Consider the following 25,533-nt stretch of genomic DNA (forward strand, 5'->3'; position numbering starts at 1 on the left):
GGGGATTTGTATGAAGGGAAAAGTAGTTATTATTACTGGCGGCTCAAATGGCATGGGAAAGTATATGGCAAAAAAGTTCTCCGAGGCGGGGGCAAAAGTTGTCATTACGGGAAGGTCAGCTGAAAGACTTGAAGAAGCTAAAAAGGAAATAGAAATAGAAGATGGCCAGGTGCTCACCATCCAAATGGACGTTAGGGAAATTGAAGATGTAAAAAGGATGGTTAAAGAAACAGATGAACACTTTGGAACAATTGATCATCTCGTTAATAATGCAGCGGGAAATTTTATTTGCCCAGCTGAGAAATTAAGTGCAAATGGCTGGAATTCGGTTATAAATATTGTGTTAAACGGTACTTTCTATTGCAGCAGTGAGGTTGGAAGGTATTGGATTGAGAAGGGGATAAAGGGCAGCATTATCAATATGGTAGCTACATATGCCTGGGGTGCTGGTGCTGGAGTTATTCATTCTGCCGCTGCAAAAGCAGGAGTTTTATCCATGACAAGAACACTGGCTGTAGAGTGGGGCAAAAAGTATGGCATTCGCGTAAATGCTATAGCACCCGGACCTATTGAAAGAACAGGTGGTGCTGATAAACTTTGGGAATCTGAAGAGGCTGCAAAACGGACACTTAACAGCGTACCGCTTGGCAGGCTTGGAAAGCCCGAAGAAATTGCGGAACTTGCACACTTTCTTTTTAGAGATGCGGCTGCATATATAAATGGCGAATGTATTACAATGGATGGAGGGCAATGGCTGAATCAGCATCCGTTCTAACGTTAAACAAAAAAGGGCTGACTCGTTACTTGAGTCAGCCTTTTTTTAGCTAATCAGATTTATATCCATAAATTGTGGACACACAACGGACTGGATAAGAAAGGCTTCATCTGCTATAGCATGCCTTGAAGGAAAAGCAATAGCACTTTCGTAGATAAGTGCAACTCCTGTTATGCTCCCACCTAAAGTCTTAGCAATTGCAGAGCTTACTTTATTTATAAGCTCTACTCTGAAGAAAGGCGCTGAAGTTTGACGGTTCCGGGACTGTTCGCGGAAAGTGTGCGCCGAGAGCGGAAAATAAAAAGATTAAATTAACAAAGCCTATTTATAAGAAACAGCCCTTGATTTTAAAGCATGCCATGAATTGATAAATTGTCTCTTATTTACAGGTACTTGTTTTTTTCCAGAGAGCGGATCATTTAAATAAACATACTGGCTGTCATATCCAACTAGAACAACAGCATGCAGATCTAATGGAGTCCGAATTAATTGCTGGCCATGATACCAGGATTCCCATCGGTCTGGTAAGCGGAAGTCACCAGTAGTCCATACAACAACCGGATGTCCTGTGGAAACATGAGCCAAAACTTCGTCAAAAGAACGGCCTGTTAAATTCACAGCTCTGCCTGGAAGGTATTGGTTCACCATATTTTCGACAGGTTTATCAAACACTGCATATCCAGCCCTTTTTCCAGTCATATCCCCAACGAAACCATCATGTGGGTTACCCCAGCGTAAAATATCTCCATTACGTGATCTGACAAGAGGGTCTGCATCTTTTTTTACAGCATGAAACAATTCCATTTTATTGGTTTTGATCCCTGCATATGAAAGCATCATCGCCAAACTAGTTATTTCACAGCCATACTTTAGTTCCGGGTTTTGGTTGATTTGGACAACATTGAGCATTTGTTTGCTTTTGACAGGCTGATTTTTATGTCCAGGTGTCGAAAATTGCCGTACTTCTGCAGCTTTAAAAGGTGCAGAGGTTTTCTTCTCACTCTTTTGATTTAGGGAAGAAGGGTGACTTGTTTTTACTTCGGGTGTATCTTTAGTGCTATCCTGTTGGGGTTCGCTGCAGCCGATTAAAACAGGAAACAGTAGAGCCAATAGGTACCTTTTCAAAGAAACTCCCCTTTCAAACAGGTCTATCCTTATGTTTTGTTTTATTGTCAGAAATATAATGCCTTGTTTTTGGAAAGGGATGAAACCGAAGTAAATATGTTATAATTAAACATATTTTACCGAGTGGAGGTACCGGCCATGGATGCTTTGGATATCCTTACAAATTTGGATAAAGTCGTACCTTACTTTCAGCCAATCCTTAGCGCAGATGAACAAATCGTTATTGGTTATGAGATTTTAGGTCGATATATCCAGGGGGAACAAATAAACAGTTTGGGTCCTTTTTTTAATGACGGGGAAATTCCAGAGGAATATAAATTTGAGGTTGATCAACTTTTGCTTGAAAGAGCGTCCTTAATAGCATCACAGCTCGAACCCGGACAAAAATTATTTATTAATCGGTCAGCAGACTTATTGATGTATCAAGATGGTGAACCGTTTTTGGAACAGCTTCTGGCATTGGAGAAAAAGGGCTTGCCATTAAACAAGTTTGTACTTGAAATTGCAGGCGACAGCTATTCCGGGGATATCCAGCAGGTTGTTCATTTGCTTAGTTATTACCGTACATACGGCATTCAAATTGCCGTATCCAAAAAAGATTTTGAAAAAAGTACAGTTGACCTTTTAGGTTTATTGGAACCTGATATTTTAAAGGTCAATTTGGCTGCCTTAAGATTAACCGGTACATCAGCATCTTTTCAGGACATTATGTATACTTTGTCCCTGCTGGCAAGAAAAATTGGTGCTGAGCTTTTATTTGAAAATATTGAAATGGATTATCAGCTTCAGTTCGCATGGAAAAATGGCGGCAGATATTATCAGGGATTTTATTTGTCACGGCCAGCCCCTAAGTTAGTTTCACCTTTTATGCTTAAGGAGAGATTGAAGCAGGAATTTCATGGATTTATTCTTTCAGAAAAGAAAAAACTCCAGGCGATATACTCGGCTGCAGAATCTTTTCATCAAAAGGTACAGTCAATCGTTGTGAAACAAAAGAAACCATCTTACGAGGAATTATTTTTACAAATAAAGCGTGAAATGGATCCTGCTGCGTTTAGAATGTACGTATGTGATGGAGATGGTTTTCAGCTTTCTGCAAACTACTTTAAAAACCCTGAAAGCGGGTGGATTTTTCAGTCTGAATATCTTCATAAAAATTGGAGCTGGAGACCGTATTTTCTTGAAAATATAATCAAGATGAGAAATGAAAATAAAGGGATTTTGTCAGACCTTTATAGTGATATTGAAACAGGTGAACCCGTAAGGACCTTTTCTTATCCGGTGAGTTCCCAGGAATTTCTGTTTATTGATATTTCTCATCATTTTCTATTTGACACCAATCTCATCCTTTAATAATTGAATATAAAAATCGACCGGGAGGAAGGTTAAAATTAAACGAATTTAAGGGGGATGACCCATGAGTTTAATGTTTCTTTCCGTTGCTGTTATAGGAATTTTGGCAGTGTCGCTTATTTACACCTGGGTCCTGGCTAGACGGCACAGGGCGGCGGGGAATGGACTTGATACAGAGCTTGCTAAGCCTGTTAAGCGTCACGTGTATCTCATTAATCCTGTTTTTTTATCCTATGGGATTTTCTTCGCTTTGCTTTTGCTGATAATCGTTTTTATATTTTTTGGCTGGTCCCGTTAGGTCTCTTTTAAGAGGCCTATTTTTTTTGCTGCTAATGTAAATGAGGATGTTTTTTAATTTTTTCCATTTGTAAGGTTAAAAAGAAAAGGAAGTGGGTATTAAAAAGATAACGAAAATTATGTCTAATTGTGAAGTTATTTTACGAACGAAGTATAGAAAACATTGGTAAAAATATTGATAAAATAAAAGAATGACGGCTTGTCCAGAAAGGGAGGATAGAAAAGTGAAAAAATTGCTGATATTATTATTTATTTCTTGTCTGTTTATACCGATATCCCCTCAAACCCCGCATGCCAATATGGAATTAAAAGACAGGGGAGAAGTTTTTGGCTTTCTGAAAGAAGCTTTTCAGGCACAAGCTGCTTTAAGTGAAAAAGAGAGGACCAAAGAAGAAATTGATGGTATTTTAAGTCCTTATTTTTCAAAGGAATACCAAAAGGATTTTTTAAAGGAAAATTTAAAAGAAACAAATGGTAAGTATCTTACATACGCTTCTGATTTCGCAAAATATTATATTCCCTTTTACCGATATTCAAATAATACCCGTGTGGTCATTAAACCTGATAAAATTTATGTGTTTGAATATTTCCCTGAAAGTAATGAGGGGCCAGTAGGATATAAAAGCCATTATGAAGGTATACTGCTTGAGAATTTATCGGGAGTCTGGAAGATTTCCAAGTATCTTTACGATGACGTCCCTGAAGAAGTTATTAAAGAATCCCTATAAACAAAAGAAACCGCTTAGAGTGCGGTTTCTTTTTGCTTTTTAATCTCCAGTTTGGTGAAATAGTCAATCAGTCCCATTGATGATACAGATAAGTCTAAATTAAGGATAGTAAAAAAATCATCATTTTTAGGAATGAATATATTTCTTAAAGATTCGGATACAAGGGTATAAAGGGAATTCTTGAGCTGCAGTGCACCTTTTTTAGGGTCTGCCATTGATGAAAATACTTTCTGAGTTTCATTAAGAAATATTGGAAGCCAATACCGGATTTGACGATAAACTTCTTCTGGATTGCTGGTGGCTCCAAAATGCCCAAAATAGATAGACTCGACTTCCATTCCCTCATATAATCCAATCGAATCGAGCATCTTAATGGGATCAAACTGATTGGGTGAAGTAGAAGGAAGAAATAATTCCGCCCCATATTTTTTAAGCTGAGGATAGGATACGCCCGCAGTATCTCCGGTGAAAATTAATTTTCTCTTCTCATCATAAATGCTCATATGATGGTTGGCATGGCCGGGAGTGTCGAAAAATGATAGGGTGCAATCTTGGCCAATTTGAAGTGTATCATCATGGTCTTTAAACAGAATTTTTTCTTCGGGAACGGGCAGAACAGGATGGAAAAGCTCATCAAATCTTTCGCCATATACAGCTTTTGCTCCAGCAATTAGCTTTTCTGGGTTTGCTAAATGTCTGGCCCCTTTTGGATGAACAATAACTTTTGCATTTGGACAATAACTTAACAAAAGTCCTGCTCCGCCTGCATGGTCCAAATGGATATGAGTAACGATAATATATTTGACATCTTCCGGGCTTTTCCCAAGCTCTTTTAGTCCTTCAAGAATATAGGGGATGGAACGGCTGGTGCAGGTTTCAATAATGGTTAGCTCTTCTTCATCCAAAAAATAACTGCCAGTTCTTTGAGGCAGCCCCAAATCAAAGTCATCAATCAAATATATATTTTCTGCCATAAAAATAGTTTTTTTCAAAAAAACCCTCCTTTTATCTATTTTTACTTGGACAAATACCTGTCATTATTTTATGCTGTTAATATTGGGATGTAAAGAATCTGATTTAAATATTCTGAAAATAATCCATCAGGATAGAAACATGCCAAATGCGAAACCTATAGGTAAACGCTTTTTTGTTTGAAAGGAGAGAGAACATTGTCACAACTTCAAGGTATATTAACACGATTAAAAAACCTTCAGGAACAAGCTAGTTCTGGAGAACCTGCTCAGCGTTATTTCGAGGTTGAGGGTGAAAGAAAATGTCAGGTAACATTCCATCCTAAAACTGAAACGTTTGAATTGGAAGTATACAGCGAAAAAGAAAAGCCAAAACGCTATCAATTTGATAATATCGATATGATCACAATTGAAATTTTTGACTTAATTCAATAAGGAGCCATTATGGTTCCTTATTTTTTTTGCTATTTAACTCTCAGGGTTATCGGAAACTGATGGATGCCTCCACTTTTTCTAGTCCTTCTCCAGCCTCCCCAAAGGTTTTTCAACCCTGAATATTTTACTGCTCAGCTACTCGCAAAGCTGCATGATTATATTTAAATTACTCAATGAGTTGCTTCACTCCTCTTTTCAATTTGAATGCACGAGCAAGGAGTTTGGCATTCTAACTTAAAGAGGTGAATAAAAAATGATGCCAATTGTCATTTGTCCCAAATGCCAAAAGACTTCAGAGTTAAAAAATGTCCTTACGGCCCAATCAAATCAAAATGTCATTTATGAATGTCCGAATTGCCATATGACTCTAAAAAATATTGAAACAAGCAAGGGTTAATATAATCTTAATTAGGACAGTACCCCGGAAACTGTGTTAGAATATATATGTGGTAAAACAAACATTGAGGAGTTTTCGGTGATGATAAGTCTTCATAGTGGGGAATTTTTGGAGGTTAGTCTGCAAGCTCTGATTATTCCTTCAGAACGTGTTGCACATGTACAAATTGGCAACAATCTTGAACATGCTTTATTGGTTTTAACTAAGAGTGGTTATACTGCCATTCCCGTCTTGGATCCGCATTATAAACTTCATGGATTGATAAGCACTCCTTTAATTATGGACTCAATTCTTGGGCTTGAGAGAATTGAATTTGAGAAGCTTGAAGAAAAACGTGTAGAGGAAATTATGAACAAAAACGTGAAGCGGGTTAAACTTACTGCTTCAATAAAAGAATGCCTTGAAATATTGATTAATCATCCGTTTATCTGTGTGGAAAATGAAGAAGGGTATTTTGAGGGAATTCTTCCTAGAAGCACAGTCCTAAACCAATTAAATAGGCATATCAGAAAAGTAAATAAAAATAAACATGATGCTTAGGCTCCCCTTTAGGGAGCCATTTTAAATCAAGAGGTGTTATTATGGGTGCCCCTTTAAAAAAGGCTCAGCAAAAAAGTGTTGAAAAACAAACGAATCGGCCGCTTGTATTAATATCCGTAATGCTTGCTATGTTCATGGGGGCTATAGAAGGAACAATTGTTTCAACGGCGATGCCGGCAATTGTGGGAGAACTGGGTGGATTTACCCTTTATAGCTGGGTGTTCTCGGCTTATCTGCTCATGAATTCAGTAACAGTCCTTATCTATGGCAAGCTTTCTGATTTATTTGGCAGAAAACCGATCCTGTTTGTCGGAATATTCATATTTCTTGTTGGATCAATATTATGCGGATTTGCGGATTCCATGAAAATGCTCATCATTTTTAGGCTGATTCAGGGATTTGGTGCCGGGGCTGTTACCCCAATCGCAACTACCATAGTAGGAGATATTTATACTCAGGAGGAAAGAGCAAAAATCCAGGGATACCTTTCAAGTGTATGGGGGATTTCAGCGGTTTTAGGCCCCGCAATTGGAGGATTTCTTGTTCAATACGTGAGCTGGCACTATGTTTTTTGGATCAACATTCCTTTAGGCATCCTCTCAATTGCTGGATTGTATTTTTTCCTACATGAAAAAGTTGAAAAAAGGCAGCATAAGATTGATTATCCTGGAGCCGTTTTGTTAACTGTGGCCATTTCTTCCCTTATGCTTATTCTTGTAGAGGGAGGCGCTCACTGGGCCTGGACCTCATTCCAGTCCTTAGCTTTATTTATTTTGTGTGCGGTTTCGCTGTTCTGGTTTGTTCTGCAGGAAAATCGGGCTGCTGAACCAATGATGCCATTTAATATCTGGAAAGAGCGATCTATTTTTATTGCTAATGTTACCTCGCTGACAACAGGAATTATGCTGATTGGAATTTCGAGCTTTCTTCCGGCGTATGTTCAGGGGGTCATGGGAAAGACACCCATAATAGCAGGTTTTACGCTTACTGCAATGTCAATCGGCTGGCCAATAGCTTCTACCTTATCTGGCAGAATGCTTATCACAATGGGCTATCGTATGACGTCTATTATAGGCGGAGGGTTTCTTATAGCTGGCAGCCTTTTCTTTGCATTGATGACAGCTGATTCCGGGCCGCTTTGGGCCGCTGCAGGTTCCTTTCTAGTAGGAGTAGGAATGGGGCTTACCTCTACCGCATTCATCGTTTCTATCCAAAGCACAGTGAACTGGCAGCAAAGAGGGATAGCCACAGCATCCAATATGTTTATGCGCAATCTTGGAAATACAATAGGAGCTGCCATGTTAGGCGGAATTTTGAATAGCCGGCTGAGTAATTATTTTTCTGGACATGCTGTTGATGGAGGGAAAAAGCTCCATGTAGATTCTGCCAATCAGCTTTTAAATGGCAAAGGAAAAAATGAGCTTACCCCTAAGGCAATAGACGTACTGCAGGATGGTTTAACACTATCGCTCCATACTGTCTATTATGCTGTCCTTGCTGCAGCTGTTATTAGCTTAATCTTAATAATGTTCCTCCCAAGAAAAAGTAAGAGCTCTGTTTAAAATGGAGCTCTTTTTGCTTATTAAGTGAACTCCTAAAAGAAATCTTTTATAATTAATAAAAATAATATAAAAAGAGGAAATTATGTCATCACTAAGTGAATTTCAATTATTATCAGTGCTTGCCCAGGAGATGAATATGAGGAAGGCCGCAGAAAGGCTATTTGTCTCTCAGCCTGCTTTATCTCAGCGTCTCCAGACGATAGAAAAAGATTGGGGAGCCAAATTATTTATCCGCTCTCAAAAAGGATTGACTCTGACACCTGCTGGTGAGCATGTCATCCAGTTTGTAGACGAAGTCCTTTCCAAGCAGGAAAGAGTAAGGGAATCAATTCATTCCCTTCAGTCAGAAGTGGCTGGCACACTAAAGATTGCTGTAGCTTCAATAGTGGGGCTCAACTGGCTTCCACAGGTACTAAAAAAATTTATAGACAGATACCCTCAGGCAAAAATCTCGCTTATAACAGGATGGAGCAGTGAAATTCTTAAATGCATATATGATGATCAAGTCCAAATTGGCATAATAAGAGGAACTCCCGATTGGAAGGGTAGAAAAATACATTTATTTCAGGACAGCCTTTATTTGGTTGATAAAGAAATTACAAGTCCAGAACAGGTCCTCGAAACTGACCGTCCTTTTATTCAATTTAAAAGTGATTCTAATTATTTTCAGGAGATTCAGGACTGGTGGCTTCGGCATTTTAAAACTCCTCCAAGAAGAACGGTTGTGGTAGACCAAATTGAAACCTGTAAACAAATGGCATTCAATGGCATTGGTTACGCAATCCTGCCTGCCATTACACTTAACGGAGCTGAAAAAGATATTTTTAAAATCCCGCTTCATGATGAACATGGCTTGCCTCTTAAACGAGATACCTGGCTTTTGGGATATGAATCTTCTTTTCAGCTAAAACAGGTTCAAGCCTTTGTAGAGGTTATTAAAGAACATATCGAAGAATCAGAAAAGATGCAGTAATTTATCTTGTTTTAAGTTCTTTTATTTGTTAAAGTGTTTTTTAGCAAATCAGATTTTTTCATTCCTATAGATGTGAAGAAAACTGGGTATTTTATACATAATGGAGGGTTTTTAATGAAAATGATGGATGCAAATGAGATAATTTCTTTTATACAAAACAGCAAAAAAGCAACACCTGTAAAGGTTTATGTTAAGGGTGAGCTTGGCGGCCTGGATTTCGGAAGTTCCGCAAAAACTTTTATAACTGGAAATACAGGTGTGATTTTTGGGGAGTGGTCAGAGATTGCTCCGGTTCTAGAAGAAAATCAGTCAAAAATTGAGGATTATGTTGTAGAAAATGACCGCCGTAATTCGGCTATTCCTCTGCTGGATATGAAAAATATTAAAGCTCGCATTGAACCGGGTGCTATTATCCGGGATCAAGTAGAAATCGGTGAAAATGCTGTTATTATGATGGGGGCATCTATTAATATTGGTGCGGTAATTGGAGAAGGTACCATGATTGACATGAATGTTGTTCTTGGAGGCCGTGCTACTGTAGGAAAAAACTGCCACATCGGAGCAGGAACAGTTCTTGCAGGTGTAATTGAGCCGCCTTCTGCCAAGCCAGTTATCGTTGAAGACGATGTCGTCATTGGAGCTAATGCAGTGGTACTTGAAGGAGTAACTGTTGGTAAAGGTGCTGTTGTAGCAGCTGGTGCGATTGTTATTGATGATGTAGCTCCATATACTGTGGTTGCGGGTACACCGGCAAGAAGAATAAAAGACATTGACGAAAAAACCAAGTCAAAAACAGAAATTAAGCAGGAACTTCGCCAGCTGTAATAGAAGCTAAAATGGCTTAAGGTAGGGCCAGATAAAGCGTGGAAGCTCTCCACGCTTTATTTTTATATAATTTTAAGGGTGCTAAAACAGCGCTGGCATATATTTGGAAAGTGGGAATACATATGGACACTTTTGTAAAAATAAGAAGAGACCTTCATCAAATACCGGAGCTTGGCTTTAGGGAGTTTAAAACACAGGAATATCTTCTATCGTACCTTCAGACTCTTCCACAGGAAAGAATGGTAATTAAAAAATGGAAAACAGGATTGTTTGTTATGCTTCACGGTTTAAAACCAACAAAAACGATTGGATACAGGGCAGATATTGATGGACTGCCAATTGAAGAAGATACCGGATTAACCTTTTCTTCAACTCATTTAGGTCAGATGCATGCCTGTGGCCATGATTTTCATATGAGCATCGCGCTGGGGATTCTATCCTTTTTTGCTGAAAATCCGATTAAAGACAATCTTCTCTTTATTTTTCAGCCGGCCGAAGAAGGGCCAGGCGGAGCCCAACCGATGCTTCAATCAGATATTATGGATGCATGGAAGCCTGATATCATTATGGCTCTGCATATTGCCCCAGAGTACCCGGCAGGGACTATTGCGGTAAAGGAAGGGCTTTTGTTTGCTAATACATCAGAGCTTTTTATAGATTTAAAAGGAAAAGGCGGACATGCGGCCTATCCTCATCAGACAAACGATATGATTATTGCTGCTTGTTCACTTGTCACTCAGCTGCAGACCGTTGTCTCACGAAATATTGATCCTCTAGATAGTGCAGTTGTAACAGTTGGAAAAATAACAGGGGGCACAGTCCAAAATATTATTGCCGAACGGGCAAGGCTGGAAGGGACAATTAGAACACTTTCCCCTGATTCCATGGCAAAGGTGAAAAAGAGAATTGAAGCATTGGTAAAAGGCATTGAAGCTGGCTATGAATGTGAATGTATCATCGATTATGGTGCAATGTATTACCAGGTCTATAATGACCATCCGCTTACCAAAGAATTTATGGATTTTGCCAAAAAGAATCCTGATATGGAGTTAGTTGAATGTAAGGAAGCAATGACTGGTGAGGATTTTGGATACATGCTTAAAGAAATTCCGGGCTTTATGTTTTGGCTTGGAGTCAATTCACCATTTGGCCTTCATCATTCAAAACTGAACCCGGATGAAACGGCAATTGAAAAAGCAATTGCTTTTATATCCTCCTATTTAATGGATAAGGGAAACTAATATTGGGATATGCATATTATTTTCCTATTTTGCCTTAGAGTGGTAGAATTTAAGGGAAATGTGTAACGCAAAATCTTTCATTTTTTTCGTTTATTAAAATTAAAAATAGGGCAAACCAATTAATGGAGTTTTAAATTATAATTGATAATAAGTACTTATTTAAATTAATTATAATTTAATATTGACTCAAAATAATGGTTGTTCTATAATTAATTTGTCCAGTAATGGTAATCGAATTTGCCATAAAAAAATTTTTGGAGGGATAAACATGCCAGAACGTATGGTTGCAAAACAAGCACCAAGATTTGAAATGGATGCTGTAATGCCTAATAAGGAATTTGGAAAAGTAAGTCTTGAAGAAAATATGAAAAATGATAAATGGACTGTATTATTCTTCTATCCAATGGACTTCACCTTTGTATGTCCAACAGAAATCACAGCTGTTTCTGATCGTTTTGATGAATTCGACGATCTTGATGCAGTAGTTATTGGTGCATCAACTGATACTATCCACACACACTTAGCTTGGATTAACACAGACCGCAAAGAAAACGGACTGGGCGACATTAAATATCCGCTTGCTGCTGATACTAACCATGTTGTAGCACGTGATTATGGCGTTTTAATCGAAGAAGAAGGTGTTGCACTTCGCGGCTTGTTCATTATCAGCCCAGAAGGCGAACTAATGTATTCTGTAGTTAACCACAATAATATCGGACGTGACGTAGACGAAACATTGCGTGTTCTTCAAGCACTTCAAACAGGCGGCCTTTGCCCAGCAAACTGGAAGCCAGGACAAGCTACATTAAACGTTTAATTTTTTTTGCTGGGCCTAACCCGAATGTGTTAGGCCCTTCTTTGTAATAAAGAAAGGGAGGGTACAAGATGAAATTACGTGAGCCAATGCCTGAACTTGCCGGAGCTACAGAGTGGCTGAACGGACAAGTGTCAAAAGATGAGTTAATTGGTGAAAAGCCTACATTAATCCACTTCTGGTCTATCAGCTGCCACCTTTGTAAGGAAGCTATGCCTCAAGTTAACCAATTCAGGGATGATTACAAGGAAAAGCTTAATGTTGTTGCAGTTCATATGCCAAGATCTGAAAACGACCTTAATATAGACGATATAAAGAAAGTCGCTGCCGAGCATGGGATTACACAGCCAATTTTCGTTGATAGTGAGCATAAGCTGACTGAAACCTTCGAAAATCAATATGTACCTGCATACTATGTATTTGATCGTGAAGGAAAGCTTCGCCATTTCCAGGCAGGGGGAAGCGGTATGAAAATGCTTGAAAAAAGAGTAAACCGTGTGTTGGATGAATTGGAAAAAACCGAATAAGGATATATTAAAAGTTGTCTGTGAAAAAACAGGCAACTTTTATTTTTTTGTATGGATGTAACTTTCACCCCCTGGTTTCGTCATTATCAATAAATGAAAACAGGGGTGCCAATGTGAAAAGAAATCTGCAATTACTTTTGTCTATTTTTATTTTAGTATTTTTAATCCTTTCAGGCTGTAGTTCTAATGTGGAAGATAGTAAAGCATCCACTCAGAAAATGGATCAGGCAGGAAGCAGTTCAAAATCTTTATTACAGAATTCCTCACCACAAAAAGAACAGCAGTTGGAAGAGAAAATAGAAATGCCTAATCGAATGGTCATTTATCATGCAGAATTGCAGATCCGCGTAAAGAATTTCGAAAAAACTGTCACATGGCTTGAACAACGTGCAACAGATTTTGGCGGCTATGTCATTGACTCCAATGTATCAAAAGAGGGCAAGGAGCAGATTAATGGTACTCTTAAAATTCGGGTACCACAAAAACACTTTCATGAGTTTTTGAATGATGCCGAGGGGAAATCAGAAGTTCTTAATCGGCAGGTGACAGGGCAGGATGTTTCGGAGGAATATGTTGATCTGGAATCAAGGCTGAGATCGAAGAAGGCTGTGGAAGCCCGGTTGTTGGAATTTATGAAAAACGCCGCTAAAACGGAGGACTTATTGAAAATATCGTCTGATCTTTCTTCGGTCCAGGAGGAAATTGAAAAACTGGAAGGAAAAATTAATTTTCTTAGAAACCAAACGGATTATTCAACTGTTACCATTACTTTAAATGAATCGAAAGTCGTAGTGCCCCACCTCGATAAAAAATTAAATACTTGGGATAGAATAAAAAAACAATTTGTGTTGAGTGCCAATGGTTTATTGACAGTTGTATCAGGGCTTGTTGTATTCTTTATCGGTAATATTCCTGTATTTACAGCTCTTTTTATCCTGGTCGGAATCGTGTTTCTCTTGTATAAAAAAATAAGGAAAAAGAATAACTAGAAAACTAATTCTTATTGTTAAGGTCCTTTAGTTTAGCCCGCCCTTCCGCGGGTATTTCTATACTGGGGGCTAATTCTTGCTTAATGGATTTATGATAGCTATCACAGTATTTAGTCTTAATTGGAATAAATTTATACAACTTGTGACGCTTCAAAAAACCTCTGTACCATTGGCTTATCTCAATTCCAGTTTTTATCGGTTCATCTGCTTCTGCTGTATATATTACTAGTGTAAATGCCTTTATGAATACACCTCAGGGATTTAAGCTGAAGGATGGGGCTATGTATATATCGAACCTTTTCGTCATGTTTATTCCCGCAGCACCATCAAAAATTTTCCGTGTATTAACATCTTTTTAAAAGACAGCAGCCTTATATTAGCTTCAGTTGCAGCAGCAGAATGGCATTTTAAGACTGGCAGGGGACTGAAGGAGAGCATAAAGTAGAGAATGCTATTAAAATACCAAAAATGCTAAGTTTTTTAGCTGGTGGTTCTTTTAATACGAAAGTAACGGGACTTGATAAAATCCCAGATGCTGGGCAGCCTCCGTGCATCACATCTTCCTTATATACTGTATCCGTATATATAACTCAGCCTACACAAGTGATACGATGGGAATCACCCTTGTAACAGTTTATATTGCTGGCCTTTTTTTATTGTGCCTTCACTAATATTGCTAATGCGCCTCTTTTAACTTAACGCTGATTATGTAAGGGGCAAAAGTAAGATACTTGCATACAATTGTTTTATGATAAAATGGAAGAATAATAATCATGTCTTTGTTGGGGGAATCCTTGTGAAAAAAAATTTTGCGGTTATTGGTCTAGGCCGTTTTGGAGGCAGTATCTGCCGGGCTCTTTCAGAACAAGGGCTTGAGGTCTTGGCCATTGACAGCGATGAAGATAGAGTAAATGAATACTCTGCTATTGCTTCTCATGCTGTAGTAGGAGATTCAACAGATGAGGCAGTATTAAAAAGTCTGGGAATACGCAACTTTGACCATGTAATTGTTGCAATTGGAGATAGTATACAAAACAGTATCCTCACTACTCTTATTTTGAAAGAGTTAGGAGTCAGGAATGTTACGGCCAAAGCACAAAACGACTATCATGAAAAGGTATTGATAAAGATAGGAGCAGACAAGGTGGTCCATCCTGAGAGGGATATGGGAAGAAAAATTGCTAATAACATTGCTTCCAGCAGCGTACTGGACTATCTTGAGCTTTCCGACAAACATAGCATTGTTGAAATTATCGCGAATGAGAAACTGGGCGGTCATACGATTCTTCAATTGGATATAAGAGCCCGATATGGCCTTAATATTGTAGCCATAAAAAGGGGCAGTAATATTATTGTCTCTCCACAGGCAAGTGAAACTATTCTATCTGAAGATGTCTTGATCGTGATTGGAACCGATGAAGATATCAACCGTTTTGAAAAGAAAGTAATGAAATAAAGAAAAGTGGTGGAGAGGTAAAGCCTTAATAGGACCTAATCTAATCCAAATCACAAAAAAAGAAGCAGGCACGCGGCCTGCTTCTTTTTTATACCTCCATGATGATCGGAAGGATCATAGGACGGCGTTTAGTTTTTTCATAAAGGAATGGAGCCAATGTATCTGTAATTTCATTTTTAATTTCGGACCACTGGGTTGTTTTTCTTTCCATAACTTTGTTTAGATGTTTGGTTATTAAAGTTTGTGCGTCATTGATAAGATCACCGGATTCTCTCATATAAACAAATCCTCTGGAGATAAGATCAGGGCCGGCAGCAATTTTAAAGTCTTTCATATTAATGCTGACCACTACAACCACAAGGCCTTCCTCAGAAAGAATTCTGCGGTCACGCAACACGATATTACCGATATCACCAATACCGCTTCCGTCAATATAAACATTACCGGATGGGATTTTTCCTGCAACTTGTGCAGTATCCTGAGAAAGAGCAAGAACTTCGCCATTATCCATTATAAAACAATTTTCTTCAGTAACTCCGCAATCAATAGCAAGCTTCGTATGCATTTTTTGCATCCGGTATTCACCGTGAATCGGCATGAAGAATTTTGGTTTTATTAAACGAAGCATAAGCTTTTGCTCTTCCTGCCCGCCGTGTCCTGAAGTATGAATATCGCTTAGTTTGCCATGGATAACCTCGGCGCCAGCCCTAAAAAGTGAGTTAATGGTACGGCTCACACTGATGGTATTGCCTGGGATAGGAGAAGATGAGAAAACAACTGTATCCCCAGGAATGATTTGGATTTGCCTATGAGTTCCGTTTGCAATTCTGGACAGGGCTGCCATTGGTTCACCCTGGCTGCCGGTACATAGAATAGTAACCTTATTGGCCGGCAGTCGGTTGATTTGCTGCGCATCAACAAAAGTATCTTTTGGAGCCCGTACATATCCTAAATCTATTCCGATCTCTATTGCGGCTTCCATGCTTCTTCCAAAAACGGCTATTTTTCTGCCATTTGTCACAGCAGCTTCAACGACCTGCTGAAGACGGTGAATATTAGATGCAAAGGTTGCAAAGATAACCCTTCCATCCACTTTCCGGAAAATATCCTGAATGCTTTCACCAACTCTGCGTTCAGACATCGTGAAATCAGGAACTTCACTGTTTGTACTGTCAGAAAGGAGGCATAATACTCCTTCTTTACCGATCTCAGCCATTTTGGTTAGGTTTGCTGGTTCACCAACAGGTGTAAAATCGAATTTAAAATCTCCCGTATGGACGATCTGGCCAGGAGGGGTTTTTACCACGATTCCATAAGAATCAGGAATGCTGTGGGTAGTTCGGAAAAAAGTAACAGAAGTTTTTCTGAACTTGATAATGTCATCTTCTTTAATTTCTATCAGCTTTGCCGTACGGAGAAGCCCATGCTCTTCAAGCTTATTTTTAATTAAGCCCAAAGCAAGCTTGCCGCCATAAATAGGAATATTTATTTGTTTTAATAAATACGGAATTCCGCCAATATGGTCTTCATGTCCATGAGTTACAAAAAGGCCTTTAATTTTTTCTTCGTTTTTAACCAGATAAGTATAATCCGGTATAACGTAATCAATACCAAGGAGTTCATCTTCAGGGAACTTGATTCCTGCATCAATTAAAATAATTTCGTCCTGAAATTGAACTCCGTAAGTATTCTTACCGATTTCACCAAGACCACCAAGTGCGAAAACGGCAGTTTGATCGTTTTTAACAAATTTCATAAATTATCAAATCTCCAATACTTTAAAGTCTTCATTTTGTTGTTCATATTCTAAAAAAGCTCCTTTGACTGCTTGTACAAATTCAACATTATAGTCATGGTTAGCCAATTTCTTTCTAACATCTCTTTCAGATTCGCCTTCAACGAAAACTGATTTTGTGTTTTCTCTTACAGGTACCTGTTTAACGCTTTGTTGAAAATAAACTTTAAAAATCATTTAAATCGCTCCTTAATCCACATAACTTTTTCTATTATATAAAATTTTTATAACTTTTTCATTTATTTTATTTAATAAGGATGGTTACCATCAAATGGATAGAGATGAAAATGCAAGCAAAACGGCTGCTGTTTACAAATTTACAATAAGGAAGGAGCCCTTCGCAAGTTTGAAGGGCTCAAAGATTTAGGCAATCGTTTTTTTTCTGAGCAAATCTTTCCACTGTTTCAAAAGCTTTTCTCTTAGCTTCCTTAACATTGTGGATCATCTCCTTACTTCTTATTTTATACCATCCTTGTCCAATGTAAAGCGGCCAGGATACTGAAAAGAAGTTTTTGAAAAATAAAATTATCTATATACCACTATTATATGATGAATCAATTAAGAATTTCATGGGTAAAGATGGAAAAACTTGTCCCGTTAATAAATTGACAATTTTAAAGAGAAGGTTTACTGTTTTTGATATTATAAAGGTACACATATAAAAATGAAGTTTAAAAGGCATCTAGCGGCTTTGCTGCAGGCTTATGAAAGCTTCCTCTTAGAAAATGAACAATTATTAAACACATCTTTAAAAACACCGGAGGGATGGGGATGAGCAAATTATATGGTGCCTTAATAGTTCTAAGTCTAATATGGGGCACTTCTTTTTTATTTATGAAAATCTTGCTTGATACGCTTGATCCAGCTGTAATTGTTTTTGGGCGCTGTTTCTTTGGATTTTTAATCCTGGGCATTATTTATTTGATAGTAAAAAGAGGCCAAAGGAACGGAAAAAAATTGCCCTGGGTGAAAATTACTTTTGTCGCTTTGATGAATAATGTAATTCCCTGGTTATTTATTTGCTCAAGTGAGACAAAAATTTCTTCAAGCCTTGCATCCATTATTAATGCCACAACACCTATATGGACTTTGGTAATTGGCTTTTTAATTTTTTCTTCCCCTTTGAGAAAGAATCAATGGGTAGGTATAATAGTAGGTTTTATTGGAATTTTTATATTATCGGAAATAAAACCGGGTGATTTTAACGCGGGACATTTGTCGGGTGTTTTATTAATGTCTTGTGCCACCTTTTGCTATGGGGTAGGTTCGCATCTTTCCAAGAAGTTCTTAAGTGATTTGTCTGTATTGGAAACATCATTTTTAACAATGGCCTTTTCGGCTGCTATTAGCCTTGTTTGGGTGCTGATAACAGGACCGGGCCAATTGGCTGAATTATTCGATGTCTCTGTCATCCTGCCCTTTGTAGGCCTTGGTGTTCTGGGATCGGGAATTGCTTATTTGCTTTATTATTTCCTTGTACAAAAGGGAAGCCCGGAATTTGCATCCTTGGTTACTTATTTGGCGCCTGTTTCCGCAATATTTTGGGGAGCGTTGCTTTTAAATGAAAAGATCCATGCCTCAATGATGATTGGTTTGGCCGTCATCTTCGCAGGTGTATACATTTCTTCTCTTAAGGTAAAAGGGAAAATGGGAAAAAAAGCAGCAGCTTAGATTAAATCAACAAGAAAAGGAGCTTTTCATGAAAAAAATTGTCTTTTTTGATATAGATGGTACACTGCTTGATCATGACAAAAATTTGCCCTCGAGTACAAAAGGGGCTATAGAAGAACTGAAGAAAAATGGAGTCTTTGTGGCTATTGCTACAGGAAGAGCTCCCTTTATGTTTGAAAGCCTTCGTAAGGAATTGGATATTGATTCTTTTGTGAGTTTTAATGGACAGTATGTTGTATTCGAAAATCAGGTTATTTACGAAAACCCGCTTAATGAAACAGAACTGGAAAAACTCTTGGAATTATCAAAGCATAATTCGCATCCAGTTGTATTCATGAATGAAAAAACAATGAAAGCAACCGTTTCTCAGCACCCCTATATTGAGGAAAGTTTAGGGACACTAAAATTTACTCATCCTGAAGAGGACGCTGGTTTTTATAAAAGCAGAAAGCTTTATCAGTCCCTTTTATTTTGTGAGGAAGGTACAGAAAACGAGTATAGAAACGAGTTTTCTTCTTTTCATTTTATAAGATGGCATCCATATTCAGTGGATATTCTTCCTGCGGGAGGCTCCAAAGCAGAAGGGATTAAAAAAATGATTTCCCGGCTTGGTTTTCAAATGAAAGATGTTTATGCATTTGGTGATGGTTTAAATGATATTGAAATGTTAAAAGCTGTTGGTACAGGTGTAGCGATGGGAAATGGCGAGGATGAAGCCAAGAAGCATGCAGACTTAGTGACAAGTGACGTGTCGAAAGATGGCATTCGAAACGGCTTGATAAAATTAGAATTAATATAAAGCTTATTAGGAAATAGAAGCGATTTATTAAAAATTGGGCATTCAGCAAGTTCTTTTGGCGGTTGGCTATTTTTCTTATCATTCTTAAAACGGCGTTCGCAATTCATACCGAAGGTAAAGAAGCGAATTCCTGGGCACGTCCTCTGCAAAAATAAAGCCGCCAGCAGGCGGCTTTACTTTTTGGATTAAGTATAGTTTAAATTTATCTTTCTATAGCAATAGCGTTTTCAATTGGTTTGTAGGGATCATTCTTATCAATAAGATCATAAAACATAATCCCGTTTAAATGATCAATTTCGTGTTGGAAACAAATTGCCGGCAGACCCTTTAAACGCAGTTTCACTGCTTTTCCTTCGAAGTCATAGCCTTTCACTGTAACACGTGCAAATCGGGGCACATATCCCTCTATAAGTTCATCTACTGACAGGCAGCCTTCGCCTGAAAGTAAATAGGAACGCTCTACGGAATGGCTGGCTATTTTTGGATTGAAAAGAGCATTGCTATACAATACACCCTTATCATCATAGACATGAACCGCGATCATTCTTTTTGAAACATTAATTTGTGGAGCCGCAAGTCCGATTCCTGGCCTCAAACCATATTGAGCTGCAATTTCGGCATTTTGGCTGTTTTGCACATATTCCATTAAATCCAATAAAGTTTTTTTATCTTCATCCGATGGCGGCATAGGAACTTCTTCAGCTGTTTTTCTTAGTGTTGGATGGCCATCTCGGATTATATCCTCCATCGTTAACATGATCATTTCACTCCTGTATAAAAACTTGCTAATATCTGTCTTCCATAATCATAATACTATCAAACAATTTATAAAAAGTTAATAATGGTGAATTATTTAGGGGTTAATTATGGAGTAAAATAAAAAAGGGAGAAGGACTTCCTCCTCCACACCCTTATTATCTCCAGCAGGCACAGCCAACAATAATTAATAAAATAAATAGAACGACTATTAAAGCAAAGCCCCCGCCAAAACCAAATCCGCAGCCGCCTCCAGCTGGGTAAGCGTAACCACCGCATCCACCATAACCATACATAAGAATAACCTCCTCCTATTTTTCCGCCCCGGTTTTCTATTATGTCTTGCCGGGTTAGTAGTATAAATTATGAACATAGGCATTAGTCTGTATAGGCCTCTGCCCAGTAATAAAAATAAAAAAAATTTATAAAACAAATTGGAGGGACAAGTATTATTTCAACACCGGCTAGTTCAAAAACACAGGATTGTCAAAAAGATTCATAATAGATATAGTTAAAAAAGTGTTAAATGTTTGGGGGCTTAGATGATGTCGCTTATATTAAAATTTCGTTTACCATTAGCAATAATTACAGCTATCATTATAGCTGCAGGCTGCGGACAGCAAAAATCGCCTGAGGATAAGATCTACAGTATACTGGAAAAGGTAGTTACAGCAGAAAAAGGGTTTGAGGATCAGCAAAACCCGCTTACCTCGTTAGAAAAACAGGAGAAGGAACTTTTTGATAAAATCATGGGGCTGGGTATGAAAAAGAATGAAGAAGTTTCTAAGCTGTCTGATCAAGCTCTTTCATTGGCAGAAGAGAGAAAGAACCATATAGAAAAGGAACAAAAAAGTATCGTGGCATCAAAAAAGGAATTCAAAAAGACAGATGATGTTATAGACGATTTAGATGATAAAGAATTACAAGCAAGCGCTGTAAAACTTTCCAATATAATGATGGATAGATATGCTGCTCATGACCAGCTCTACCATGAATATTTAAATGGCATTCAGCAGGATGAAGATTTATACCGCCTTTTAAAGAAAAAAAGTGTTTCATTGGATGAACTTGAAACCCAAATAAATAAAATTAATAAAACATATCGAGGGATATTCGTGACCAACGATAAATTCAATGATTTAACCGAAAAATATAACAAGCAAAAAGAATTTTTTTATAAAAAAGCAGGTTTTAAGGTAAAAGAGAATAGTTAATAAAAAATCGGCTTCGGCCGATTTTTTTTTTGCTAATAAGAAATAAATTTTAACGCATAACAAAAATTAGGCCTCTGCCAAAAGTACTTAGCTATTGCCAAGTTTTTTATATAACGATGTTGTTAATGGCTGGGAGTCTGCGTCACTCCTCGAAAATACATTCAAATTTCTTTCTACAAGTGCTGAGTCGAGGAAGCTAGGCCAATTTCCTGCTGGCCGGCGAATTTTCTAATAAAAAAGGTAAAAAGACACCAATTCAAAAAAATGGCACAAAAACAAATGAAATAACAGCTATCCACAGTTATTTCAGGGTAGATAAATGAGAGCTGGGTGTGTTAAAACAGTGGATGATTAGTAATACAGTTTTGTTAATTGTGGTAGTACAGTTGACTAAAAAGTTTATTTTATTTCCAACTTGGGTATGATGAAAAATTTAAGTGCATTGTAATTGACGGGGGTTAACTCTTGATGTAAACTCAGAATGTAAAAAAATATTGTATTAATATATTTACATAAACTACTGATACAGAAATTTTCGGCGTTCAAATCCAAAATCGTGTTTTTTGCGGCATGAAGTGTGGAAAACTATAAAGTGCCGTGTTTTTGGGCTAAGAGTACATGAACGTTAGCGAACAACGCCGTATGCCTGATAAAGTGAGCACCTATAAAACCTTCAGCATTTATCTGCTTTTTTGGGCAATCTAAAAGAGTGTATGTAAATTACTTTAATGTCTTTTTAAGAAAGGAAGAGGTGACCTAGATGGCTTCTAATACAAAGAAGGCACAAAAGATCGATGCGAAAAAGTCGCTCGAGACTGTAGAAGAACAATTTCAGACGCTTCAAATTTTAAACGAGGAAGGCGAAGTCGTTAATGAAGCAGCAATGCCTGAGTTAAGCGATGAACAGCTTCAGGAATTAATGAGACGCATGGTTTATACTCGTATCCTTGACCAGCGGTCCATTTCGCTAAACCGCCAAGGCAGACTTGGTTTTTACGCACCAACTGCAGGGCAGGAAGCATCCCAGCTTGCATCTCAATTCGCACTTGAAAAGGAAGATTTTATCTTACCTGGTTACCGTGATGTTCCTCAATTAATTTGGCACGGACTTCCGCTTTATCAGGCATTCTTATTTTCTCGCGGGCACTTCCAGGGCAACCAGATTCCTGAGGGTGTAAACGTTATTTCTCCACAAATCATTATTGGCGCTCAGTATGTTCAGGCTGCGGGTGTTGCTTTAGGAATGAAAAAGAACGGTTCTAAATCGGTTGCTATCACATATACAGGTGACGGCGGTGCATCACAGGGTGACTTCTACGAAGGTATTAACTTTGCGGGCGCTTTTAAAGCTCCAGCTATTTTCATTGTTCAAAATAACCGTTTCGCGATCTCTACTCCTGTTGAAAAGCAATCCGCTGCAAAGACAGTTGCTCAAAAAGCTGTTGCGGCAGGTATTCCTGGAATTCAGGTTGATGGCATGGATCCATTGGCTGTTTATGCAGCAGTACGTGAAGCACGTGAACGTGCTGTTAACGGAGAAGGCCCAACACTAATTGAAACTTTAACATACCGTTATGGTCCTCATACAATGGCTGGTGATGACCCAACTCGTTATCGTACTTCTGATCTTGATAATGAGTGGGAAAAGAAGGATCCACTTGTACGTTTCCGTAAGTTCCTTGAAAACAAAGGTCTATGGAATGAAGAGAAAGAGAACGAAGTAATTGAAAAAGCAAAAGAAGAAATCAAAGAGGCTATTAAAAAGGCAGATGCTGCGCCTAAACAAAAGGTGACTGACCTGATGTCTATTATGTTTGAAGAAATGCCTCAAAACCTTAAAGAACAATATGAAATTTACAAAGCAAAGGAGTCGAAGTAAGTCATGGCTCAAATGACAATGATTCAAGCAATTACTGATGCGTTGCGTACAGAGCTGCGCAACGATCCTAAAACCTTAGTGTTCGGAGAAGACGTTGGCGTAAATGGCGGCGTATTCCGTGCAACTGAAGGACTTCATCAAGAATTCGGGGAAGACCGGGTATTTGATACTCCTCTTGCTGAATCAGGTATCGGAGGTCTTTCAATCGGGCTTGCTTTAACAGGTTTCCGTCCTATCCCTGAAATTCAATTCTTTGGCTTTGTATTCGAAGTAATGGATTCAATTGCCGGCCAAATGTCACGTATGCGCTACCGTTCAGGCGGACGCTATAATATGCCAATAACAGTTCGTTCACCTTTTGGCGGTGGGGTACACACTCCTGAGCTCCACTCTGACAGCCTTGAGGGTTTAATGGCGCAAACTCCTGGATTAAAAGTAGTTGTACCTTCAACTCCTTATGATGCAAAAGGCTTATTGCTTTCTGCAATCCGAGATAATGATCCTGTAATTTTCCTTGAGCACTTAAAGCTGTATCGTGCATTCCGCCAGGAAGTTCCTGAAGAAGAATACACTATTCCACTTGGAAAAGCTGATGTAAAGCGTGAAGGTACTGATTTGTCAATCATTACTTACGGTGCAATGGTTCACGAATCATTAAAAGCTGCCGAAGAGCTTGAAAAAGAAGGACATTCAGTAGAGGTTGTAGACCTTCGTACCATCAGCCCACTTGATATTGATACAATTATCGCTTCGGTTGAAAAAACAGGCCGTGCGATGGTAGTTCAGGAAGCTCAAAAGCAAGCTGGAGTAGCAGCAAATGTTGTTGCTGAAATTAATGACCGTGCTATTTTAAGTCTGGAAGCACCTGTACTGCGTGTAACCGCAGCTGACACGATCTACCCATTCTCACAGGCTGAATCCGTATGGCTTCCAAATTATAAAGATGTAATCGAAACAGCTAAAAAAATTCTGACTTTCTAATAGCAACTGGGAAATAGTAACCTGTTTCCCTCCTGTTTTTTACTATCATAAAGAAATTTACGTTCAATAGGAGGATGAATCATAGTGTCATTCCAATTTAAAATGCCTGACATTGGTGAAGGTATTCATGAAGGCGAAATCGTCAAATGGTTTATTAAAGCCGGCGATAAGGTTCAGGAAGATGACGTTCTTTGCGAAATCCAAAATGATAAAGCTGTCGTTGAAATCCCATCTCCAGTAGAAGGTACTGTTATTGAAGTATTAATAGGTGAAGGAACTGTCGCTACTGTTGGACAGGTACTTGTAACCTTTGATGCACCTGGATATGAAGATCTTCAGTTTAAAGGTGACGAAGCAGCAAGCGAAGAAAAAACAGAAGCTCAAGTACAATCTACACTTGAAGCTGGTCAGGATATTAAAAAAGAGGCAACGCCTCCTCAGGCAGCCGATACAGCAACAGGAGCTGGTGCACAGCCTCAGGCTGACGTTGATCCAGACCGCCGTATTATTGCGATGCCATCTGTACGGAAATATGCACGTGAAAAAGGTGTAGATATCCGCTTTGTTGCTGGTACAGGCAAAAATGGCCGAGTTATGAAAAACGATGTAGATGCGTTCTTGACTGGTGGGGCTGCTGCTCCAACCGCTCAGGCAGCACCGGCTGAAGCCGCACAACAAGCTGTAACAGAAAAAGCACCTGCTGCTGCATCAATTCCACAGGGTGAATATCCGGAAACTCGTGAAAAAATGAGCGGAATTCGTAAAGCAATTGCAAAGGCTATGGTTAACTCCAAGCATACTGCACCACACGTTACTTTAATGGATGAAATAGATGTAACAAAACTAGTTACTCACCGCAAAAAATTCAAAGAAGTTGCTGCCCAAAAGGGTATCAAGCTTACATTCTTGCCTTATATCGTAAAGGCATTAACAAGCGCGCTTCGTGAATTCCCTGCGTTAAATACATCTTTGGATGACGCTACAAGTGAGATCGTCCATAAGCATTATTATAATATTGGTATTGCTGCGGATACTGAAAAAGGTTTATTAGTACCAGTTGTTAAGGATGCAGACCGTAAATCAGTCTTCACCATCTCAAATGAAATTAATGAACTTGCAGGAAAAGCGCGTGAAGGTAAACTTGCACCAAACGAAATGAAAGGTGCTTCATGTACGATTTCCAATATTGGTTCTGCAGGCGGCCAATGGTTTACTCCAGTAATTAATCATCCTGAAGTGGCTATTCTAGGTGTTGGACGTATTGCAGAGAAGCCAATTGTTAGAGATGGTGAAATTGTCGCTGCTCCAGTTCTTGCACTATCATTAAGCTTTGACCACAGAATGATTGATGGAGCTACTGCTCAAAATGCATTGAACCATATTAAGCGTTTATTGAACGACCCAGAACTATTGTTAATGGAGGGATAATA

The 25,533-nt window shown here is 38.5% G+C and carries 27 protein-coding genes and 1 pseudogene; 22 read left to right on the top strand and 6 right to left on the bottom strand.

The genetic code is table 11. The features are described 5' to 3' along the window. The first annotated feature begins 10 nt into the window (after window positions 1-10). Window positions 11-775, top strand: coding sequence for a 2,4-dienoyl-CoA reductase (gene fadH / locus AC3WR0_RS00115; protein ID WP_492550460.1), 765 nt, complete (start codon window positions 11-13; stop codon window positions 773-775). A gap of 321 nt (window positions 776-1,096) precedes the next feature. Here the strand turns inward: fadH and AC3WR0_RS00120 are convergent, their stop codons facing one another. Then, window positions 1,097-1,900: a C39 family peptidase gene (locus AC3WR0_RS00120; RefSeq protein WP_492550461.1), complete on the bottom strand. Its 804-nt coding sequence runs from the start codon at window positions 1,898-1,900 to the stop codon at window positions 1,097-1,099. A gap of 138 nt (window positions 1,901-2,038) precedes the next feature. Between AC3WR0_RS00120 and AC3WR0_RS00125 the strand changes: the two genes are divergently transcribed. From AC3WR0_RS00125 to AC3WR0_RS00135, 3 genes are all read left to right on the top strand, one after another. After that, the gene (locus AC3WR0_RS00125; protein WP_492550462.1) at window positions 2,039-3,253 is read left to right on the top strand and encodes an EAL domain-containing protein; all 1,215 of its coding nucleotides are present in this window, start codon (window positions 2,039-2,041) and stop codon (window positions 3,251-3,253) included. A 64-nt stretch (window positions 3,254-3,317) separates the two neighbouring features. Next, entirely contained in the window at window positions 3,318-3,551 is a 234-nt protein-coding gene (locus AC3WR0_RS00130) for a hypothetical protein (RefSeq protein ID WP_027323201.1), read from the top strand. A 298-nt stretch (window positions 3,552-3,849) separates the two neighbouring features. Further along, window positions 3,850-4,278 (top strand): DUF3993 domain-containing protein, encoded by a 429-nt coding sequence (locus AC3WR0_RS00135; RefSeq protein ID WP_492550463.1) that lies wholly within the window; start codon window positions 3,850-3,852, stop codon window positions 4,276-4,278. Between the two features lie 14 nt (window positions 4,279-4,292). Here the strand turns inward: AC3WR0_RS00135 and AC3WR0_RS00140 are convergent, their stop codons facing one another. Further along, window positions 4,293-5,270 carry an MBL fold metallo-hydrolase gene (locus AC3WR0_RS00140; RefSeq protein ID WP_492550464.1) on the bottom strand — a complete coding sequence of 326 codons (978 nt, stop codon included), beginning with the start codon at window positions 5,268-5,270 and terminating at the stop codon, window positions 4,293-4,295. A 177-nt stretch (window positions 5,271-5,447) separates the two neighbouring features. On the opposite strand from AC3WR0_RS00140, the gene AC3WR0_RS00145 reads away from it, so the two are divergent. The 12 genes and pseudogenes from AC3WR0_RS00145 (at window position 5,448) to AC3WR0_RS00200 (ending at window position 15,008) form a co-directional block, all read left to right on the top strand. After that, window positions 5,448-5,684: a YkuJ family protein gene (locus tag AC3WR0_RS00145; RefSeq protein ID WP_027323203.1), complete on the top strand. Its 237-nt coding sequence runs from the start codon at window positions 5,448-5,450 to the stop codon at window positions 5,682-5,684. Between the two features lie 478 nt (window positions 5,685-6,162). Continuing rightward, entirely contained in the window at window positions 6,163-6,621 is a 459-nt protein-coding gene (gene cbpB, locus AC3WR0_RS00150) for a cyclic-di-AMP-binding protein CbpB (protein ID WP_027323204.1), read from the top strand. Window positions 6,622-6,662: 41 nt separating this feature from the next. Continuing rightward, complete coding sequence (locus AC3WR0_RS00155) at window positions 6,663-8,183, top strand: MDR family MFS transporter (RefSeq protein ID WP_492550465.1); 1,521 nt, start codon at window positions 6,663-6,665, stop codon at window positions 8,181-8,183. 82 nt (window positions 8,184-8,265) lie between these two features. Next, window positions 8,266-9,156 carry a transcriptional regulator CcpC gene (gene ccpC, locus AC3WR0_RS00160; protein ID WP_027323206.1) on the top strand — a complete coding sequence of 297 codons (891 nt, stop codon included), beginning with the start codon at window positions 8,266-8,268 and terminating at the stop codon, window positions 9,154-9,156. A 114-nt stretch (window positions 9,157-9,270) separates the two neighbouring features. Next, window positions 9,271-9,981: a 2,3,4,5-tetrahydropyridine-2,6-dicarboxylate N-acetyltransferase gene (dapD, locus tag AC3WR0_RS00165; protein ID WP_492550466.1), complete on the top strand. Its 711-nt coding sequence runs from the start codon at window positions 9,271-9,273 to the stop codon at window positions 9,979-9,981. Window positions 9,982-10,103: 122 nt separating this feature from the next. Continuing rightward, window positions 10,104-11,222: an N-acetyldiaminopimelate deacetylase gene (locus tag AC3WR0_RS00170; RefSeq protein ID WP_492550467.1), complete on the top strand. Its 1,119-nt coding sequence runs from the start codon at window positions 10,104-10,106 to the stop codon at window positions 11,220-11,222. A 268-nt stretch (window positions 11,223-11,490) separates the two neighbouring features. Beyond that, window positions 11,491-12,039 carry a peroxiredoxin gene (locus AC3WR0_RS00175; RefSeq protein ID WP_027323209.1) on the top strand — a complete coding sequence of 183 codons (549 nt, stop codon included), beginning with the start codon at window positions 11,491-11,493 and terminating at the stop codon, window positions 12,037-12,039. 68 nt (window positions 12,040-12,107) lie between these two features. Then, window positions 12,108-12,563, top strand: a complete 456-nt coding sequence (locus AC3WR0_RS00180) for a TlpA disulfide reductase family protein (protein WP_027323210.1) — start codon at window positions 12,108-12,110, stop codon at window positions 12,561-12,563. 113 nt (window positions 12,564-12,676) lie between these two features. Next, complete coding sequence (locus tag AC3WR0_RS00185; protein WP_492550468.1) at window positions 12,677-13,552, top strand: DUF4349 domain-containing protein; 876 nt, start codon at window positions 12,677-12,679, stop codon at window positions 13,550-13,552. A 161-nt stretch (window positions 13,553-13,713) separates the two neighbouring features. After that, complete coding sequence (locus AC3WR0_RS00190) at window positions 13,714-13,911, top strand: cytochrome ubiquinol oxidase subunit I (RefSeq protein ID WP_492550709.1); 198 nt, start codon at window positions 13,714-13,716, stop codon at window positions 13,909-13,911. 85 nt (window positions 13,912-13,996) lie between these two features. Beyond that, window positions 13,997-14,182, top strand: a pseudogene (locus AC3WR0_RS00195) (cytochrome ubiquinol oxidase subunit I); the annotation flags it as partial. A 166-nt stretch (window positions 14,183-14,348) separates the two neighbouring features. Further along, window positions 14,349-15,008, top strand: a complete 660-nt coding sequence (locus AC3WR0_RS00200; protein WP_027323214.1) for a potassium channel family protein — start codon at window positions 14,349-14,351, stop codon at window positions 15,006-15,008. 88 nt (window positions 15,009-15,096) lie between these two features. On the opposite strand, the gene rnjA is transcribed toward AC3WR0_RS00200, so the two are convergent. Then, entirely contained in the window at window positions 15,097-16,764 is a 1,668-nt protein-coding gene (gene rnjA, locus AC3WR0_RS00205; RefSeq protein ID WP_492550469.1) for a ribonuclease J1, read from the bottom strand. A 6-nt stretch (window positions 16,765-16,770) separates the two neighbouring features. Next, window positions 16,771-16,980 carry a DNA-directed RNA polymerase subunit epsilon gene (locus AC3WR0_RS00210; protein WP_027323216.1) on the bottom strand — a complete coding sequence of 70 codons (210 nt, stop codon included), beginning with the start codon at window positions 16,978-16,980 and terminating at the stop codon, window positions 16,771-16,773. A gap of 594 nt (window positions 16,981-17,574) precedes the next feature. Here AC3WR0_RS00210 and AC3WR0_RS00215 point away from each other — a divergent pair. Next, the gene (locus tag AC3WR0_RS00215) at window positions 17,575-18,474 is read left to right on the top strand and encodes a DMT family transporter (RefSeq protein ID WP_492550470.1); all 900 of its coding nucleotides are present in this window, start codon (window positions 17,575-17,577) and stop codon (window positions 18,472-18,474) included. A gap of 28 nt (window positions 18,475-18,502) precedes the next feature. After that, the gene (locus AC3WR0_RS00220; RefSeq protein WP_492550471.1) at window positions 18,503-19,273 is read left to right on the top strand and encodes a Cof-type HAD-IIB family hydrolase; all 771 of its coding nucleotides are present in this window, start codon (window positions 18,503-18,505) and stop codon (window positions 19,271-19,273) included. 202 nt (window positions 19,274-19,475) lie between these two features. Here the strand turns inward: AC3WR0_RS00220 and def are convergent, their stop codons facing one another. Beyond that, window positions 19,476-20,030, bottom strand: a complete 555-nt coding sequence (gene def / locus AC3WR0_RS00225) for a peptide deformylase (protein WP_492550472.1) — start codon at window positions 20,028-20,030, stop codon at window positions 19,476-19,478. A 157-nt stretch (window positions 20,031-20,187) separates the two neighbouring features. Next, the gene (locus AC3WR0_RS00230) at window positions 20,188-20,325 is read right to left on the bottom strand and encodes a YjcZ family sporulation protein (RefSeq protein WP_492550473.1); all 138 of its coding nucleotides are present in this window, start codon (window positions 20,323-20,325) and stop codon (window positions 20,188-20,190) included. A 246-nt stretch (window positions 20,326-20,571) separates the two neighbouring features. Here AC3WR0_RS00230 and AC3WR0_RS00235 point away from each other — a divergent pair, with 246 nt between their 5' ends. From AC3WR0_RS00235 to AC3WR0_RS00250, 4 genes are all read left to right on the top strand, one after another. Beyond that, on the top strand, window positions 20,572-21,243 hold the full coding sequence (locus AC3WR0_RS00235; RefSeq protein WP_492550474.1) for a YkyA family protein: 672 nt from the start codon (window positions 20,572-20,574) through the stop codon (window positions 21,241-21,243). A 760-nt stretch (window positions 21,244-22,003) separates the two neighbouring features. Continuing rightward, entirely contained in the window at window positions 22,004-23,122 is a 1,119-nt protein-coding gene (gene pdhA / locus AC3WR0_RS00240) for a pyruvate dehydrogenase (acetyl-transferring) E1 component subunit alpha (RefSeq protein WP_492550475.1), read from the top strand. 3 nt (window positions 23,123-23,125) lie between these two features. After that, window positions 23,126-24,103 (top strand): alpha-ketoacid dehydrogenase subunit beta, encoded by a 978-nt coding sequence (locus AC3WR0_RS00245; protein WP_492550476.1) that lies wholly within the window; start codon window positions 23,126-23,128, stop codon window positions 24,101-24,103. An 84-nt stretch (window positions 24,104-24,187) separates the two neighbouring features. After that, window positions 24,188-25,531: a dihydrolipoamide acetyltransferase family protein gene (locus AC3WR0_RS00250; RefSeq protein WP_492550477.1), complete on the top strand. Its 1,344-nt coding sequence runs from the start codon at window positions 24,188-24,190 to the stop codon at window positions 25,529-25,531. Window positions 25,532-25,533 lie beyond the last annotated feature (2 nt).

This window comes from Neobacillus sp. FW104-15D2, assembly GCF_058790155.1.

What these genes read in the sequence shown, in the direction of transcription:
- AC3WR0_RS00230 (WP_492550473.1), bottom strand. Translation starts at nt 20,325, where the DNA reads ATGTATGGTTATGGTGGATGCGGTGGTTACGCTTACCCAGCTGGAGGC.
- AC3WR0_RS00170 (WP_492550467.1), top strand. Translation starts at nt 10,104, where the DNA reads ATGGACACTTTTGTAAAAATAAGAAGAGACCTTCATCAAATACCGGAG.
- def (WP_492550472.1), bottom strand. Translation starts at nt 20,030, where the DNA reads ATGTTAACGATGGAGGATATAATCCGAGATGGCCATCCAACACTAAGA.
- AC3WR0_RS00180 (WP_027323210.1), top strand. Translation starts at nt 12,108, where the DNA reads ATGAAATTACGTGAGCCAATGCCTGAACTTGCCGGAGCTACAGAGTGG.
- cbpB (WP_027323204.1), top strand. Translation starts at nt 6,163, where the DNA reads ATGATAAGTCTTCATAGTGGGGAATTTTTGGAGGTTAGTCTGCAAGCT.
- rnjA (WP_492550469.1), bottom strand. Translation starts at nt 16,764, where the DNA reads ATGAAATTTGTTAAAAACGATCAAACTGCCGTTTTCGCACTTGGTGGT.
- AC3WR0_RS00130 (WP_027323201.1), top strand. Translation starts at nt 3,318, where the DNA reads ATGAGTTTAATGTTTCTTTCCGTTGCTGTTATAGGAATTTTGGCAGTG.
- AC3WR0_RS00135 (WP_492550463.1), top strand. Translation starts at nt 3,850, where the DNA reads ATGGAATTAAAAGACAGGGGAGAAGTTTTTGGCTTTCTGAAAGAAGCT.
- ccpC (WP_027323206.1), top strand. Translation starts at nt 8,266, where the DNA reads ATGTCATCACTAAGTGAATTTCAATTATTATCAGTGCTTGCCCAGGAG.
- AC3WR0_RS00245 (WP_492550476.1), top strand. Translation starts at nt 23,126, where the DNA reads ATGGCTCAAATGACAATGATTCAAGCAATTACTGATGCGTTGCGTACA.
- AC3WR0_RS00215 (WP_492550470.1), top strand. Translation starts at nt 17,575, where the DNA reads ATGAGCAAATTATATGGTGCCTTAATAGTTCTAAGTCTAATATGGGGC.
- AC3WR0_RS00235 (WP_492550474.1), top strand. Translation starts at nt 20,572, where the DNA reads ATGATGTCGCTTATATTAAAATTTCGTTTACCATTAGCAATAATTACA.
- AC3WR0_RS00220 (WP_492550471.1), top strand. Translation starts at nt 18,503, where the DNA reads ATGAAAAAAATTGTCTTTTTTGATATAGATGGTACACTGCTTGATCAT.
- AC3WR0_RS00155 (WP_492550465.1), top strand. Translation starts at nt 6,663, where the DNA reads ATGGGTGCCCCTTTAAAAAAGGCTCAGCAAAAAAGTGTTGAAAAACAA.
- AC3WR0_RS00210 (WP_027323216.1), bottom strand. Translation starts at nt 16,980, where the DNA reads ATGATTTTTAAAGTTTATTTTCAACAAAGCGTTAAACAGGTACCTGTA.
- AC3WR0_RS00125 (WP_492550462.1), top strand. Translation starts at nt 2,039, where the DNA reads ATGGATGCTTTGGATATCCTTACAAATTTGGATAAAGTCGTACCTTAC.
- dapD (WP_492550466.1), top strand. Translation starts at nt 9,271, where the DNA reads ATGAAAATGATGGATGCAAATGAGATAATTTCTTTTATACAAAACAGC.
- fadH (WP_492550460.1), top strand. Translation starts at nt 11, where the DNA reads ATGAAGGGAAAAGTAGTTATTATTACTGGCGGCTCAAATGGCATGGGA.
- pdhA (WP_492550475.1), top strand. Translation starts at nt 22,004, where the DNA reads ATGGCTTCTAATACAAAGAAGGCACAAAAGATCGATGCGAAAAAGTCG.
- AC3WR0_RS00175 (WP_027323209.1), top strand. Translation starts at nt 11,491, where the DNA reads ATGCCAGAACGTATGGTTGCAAAACAAGCACCAAGATTTGAAATGGAT.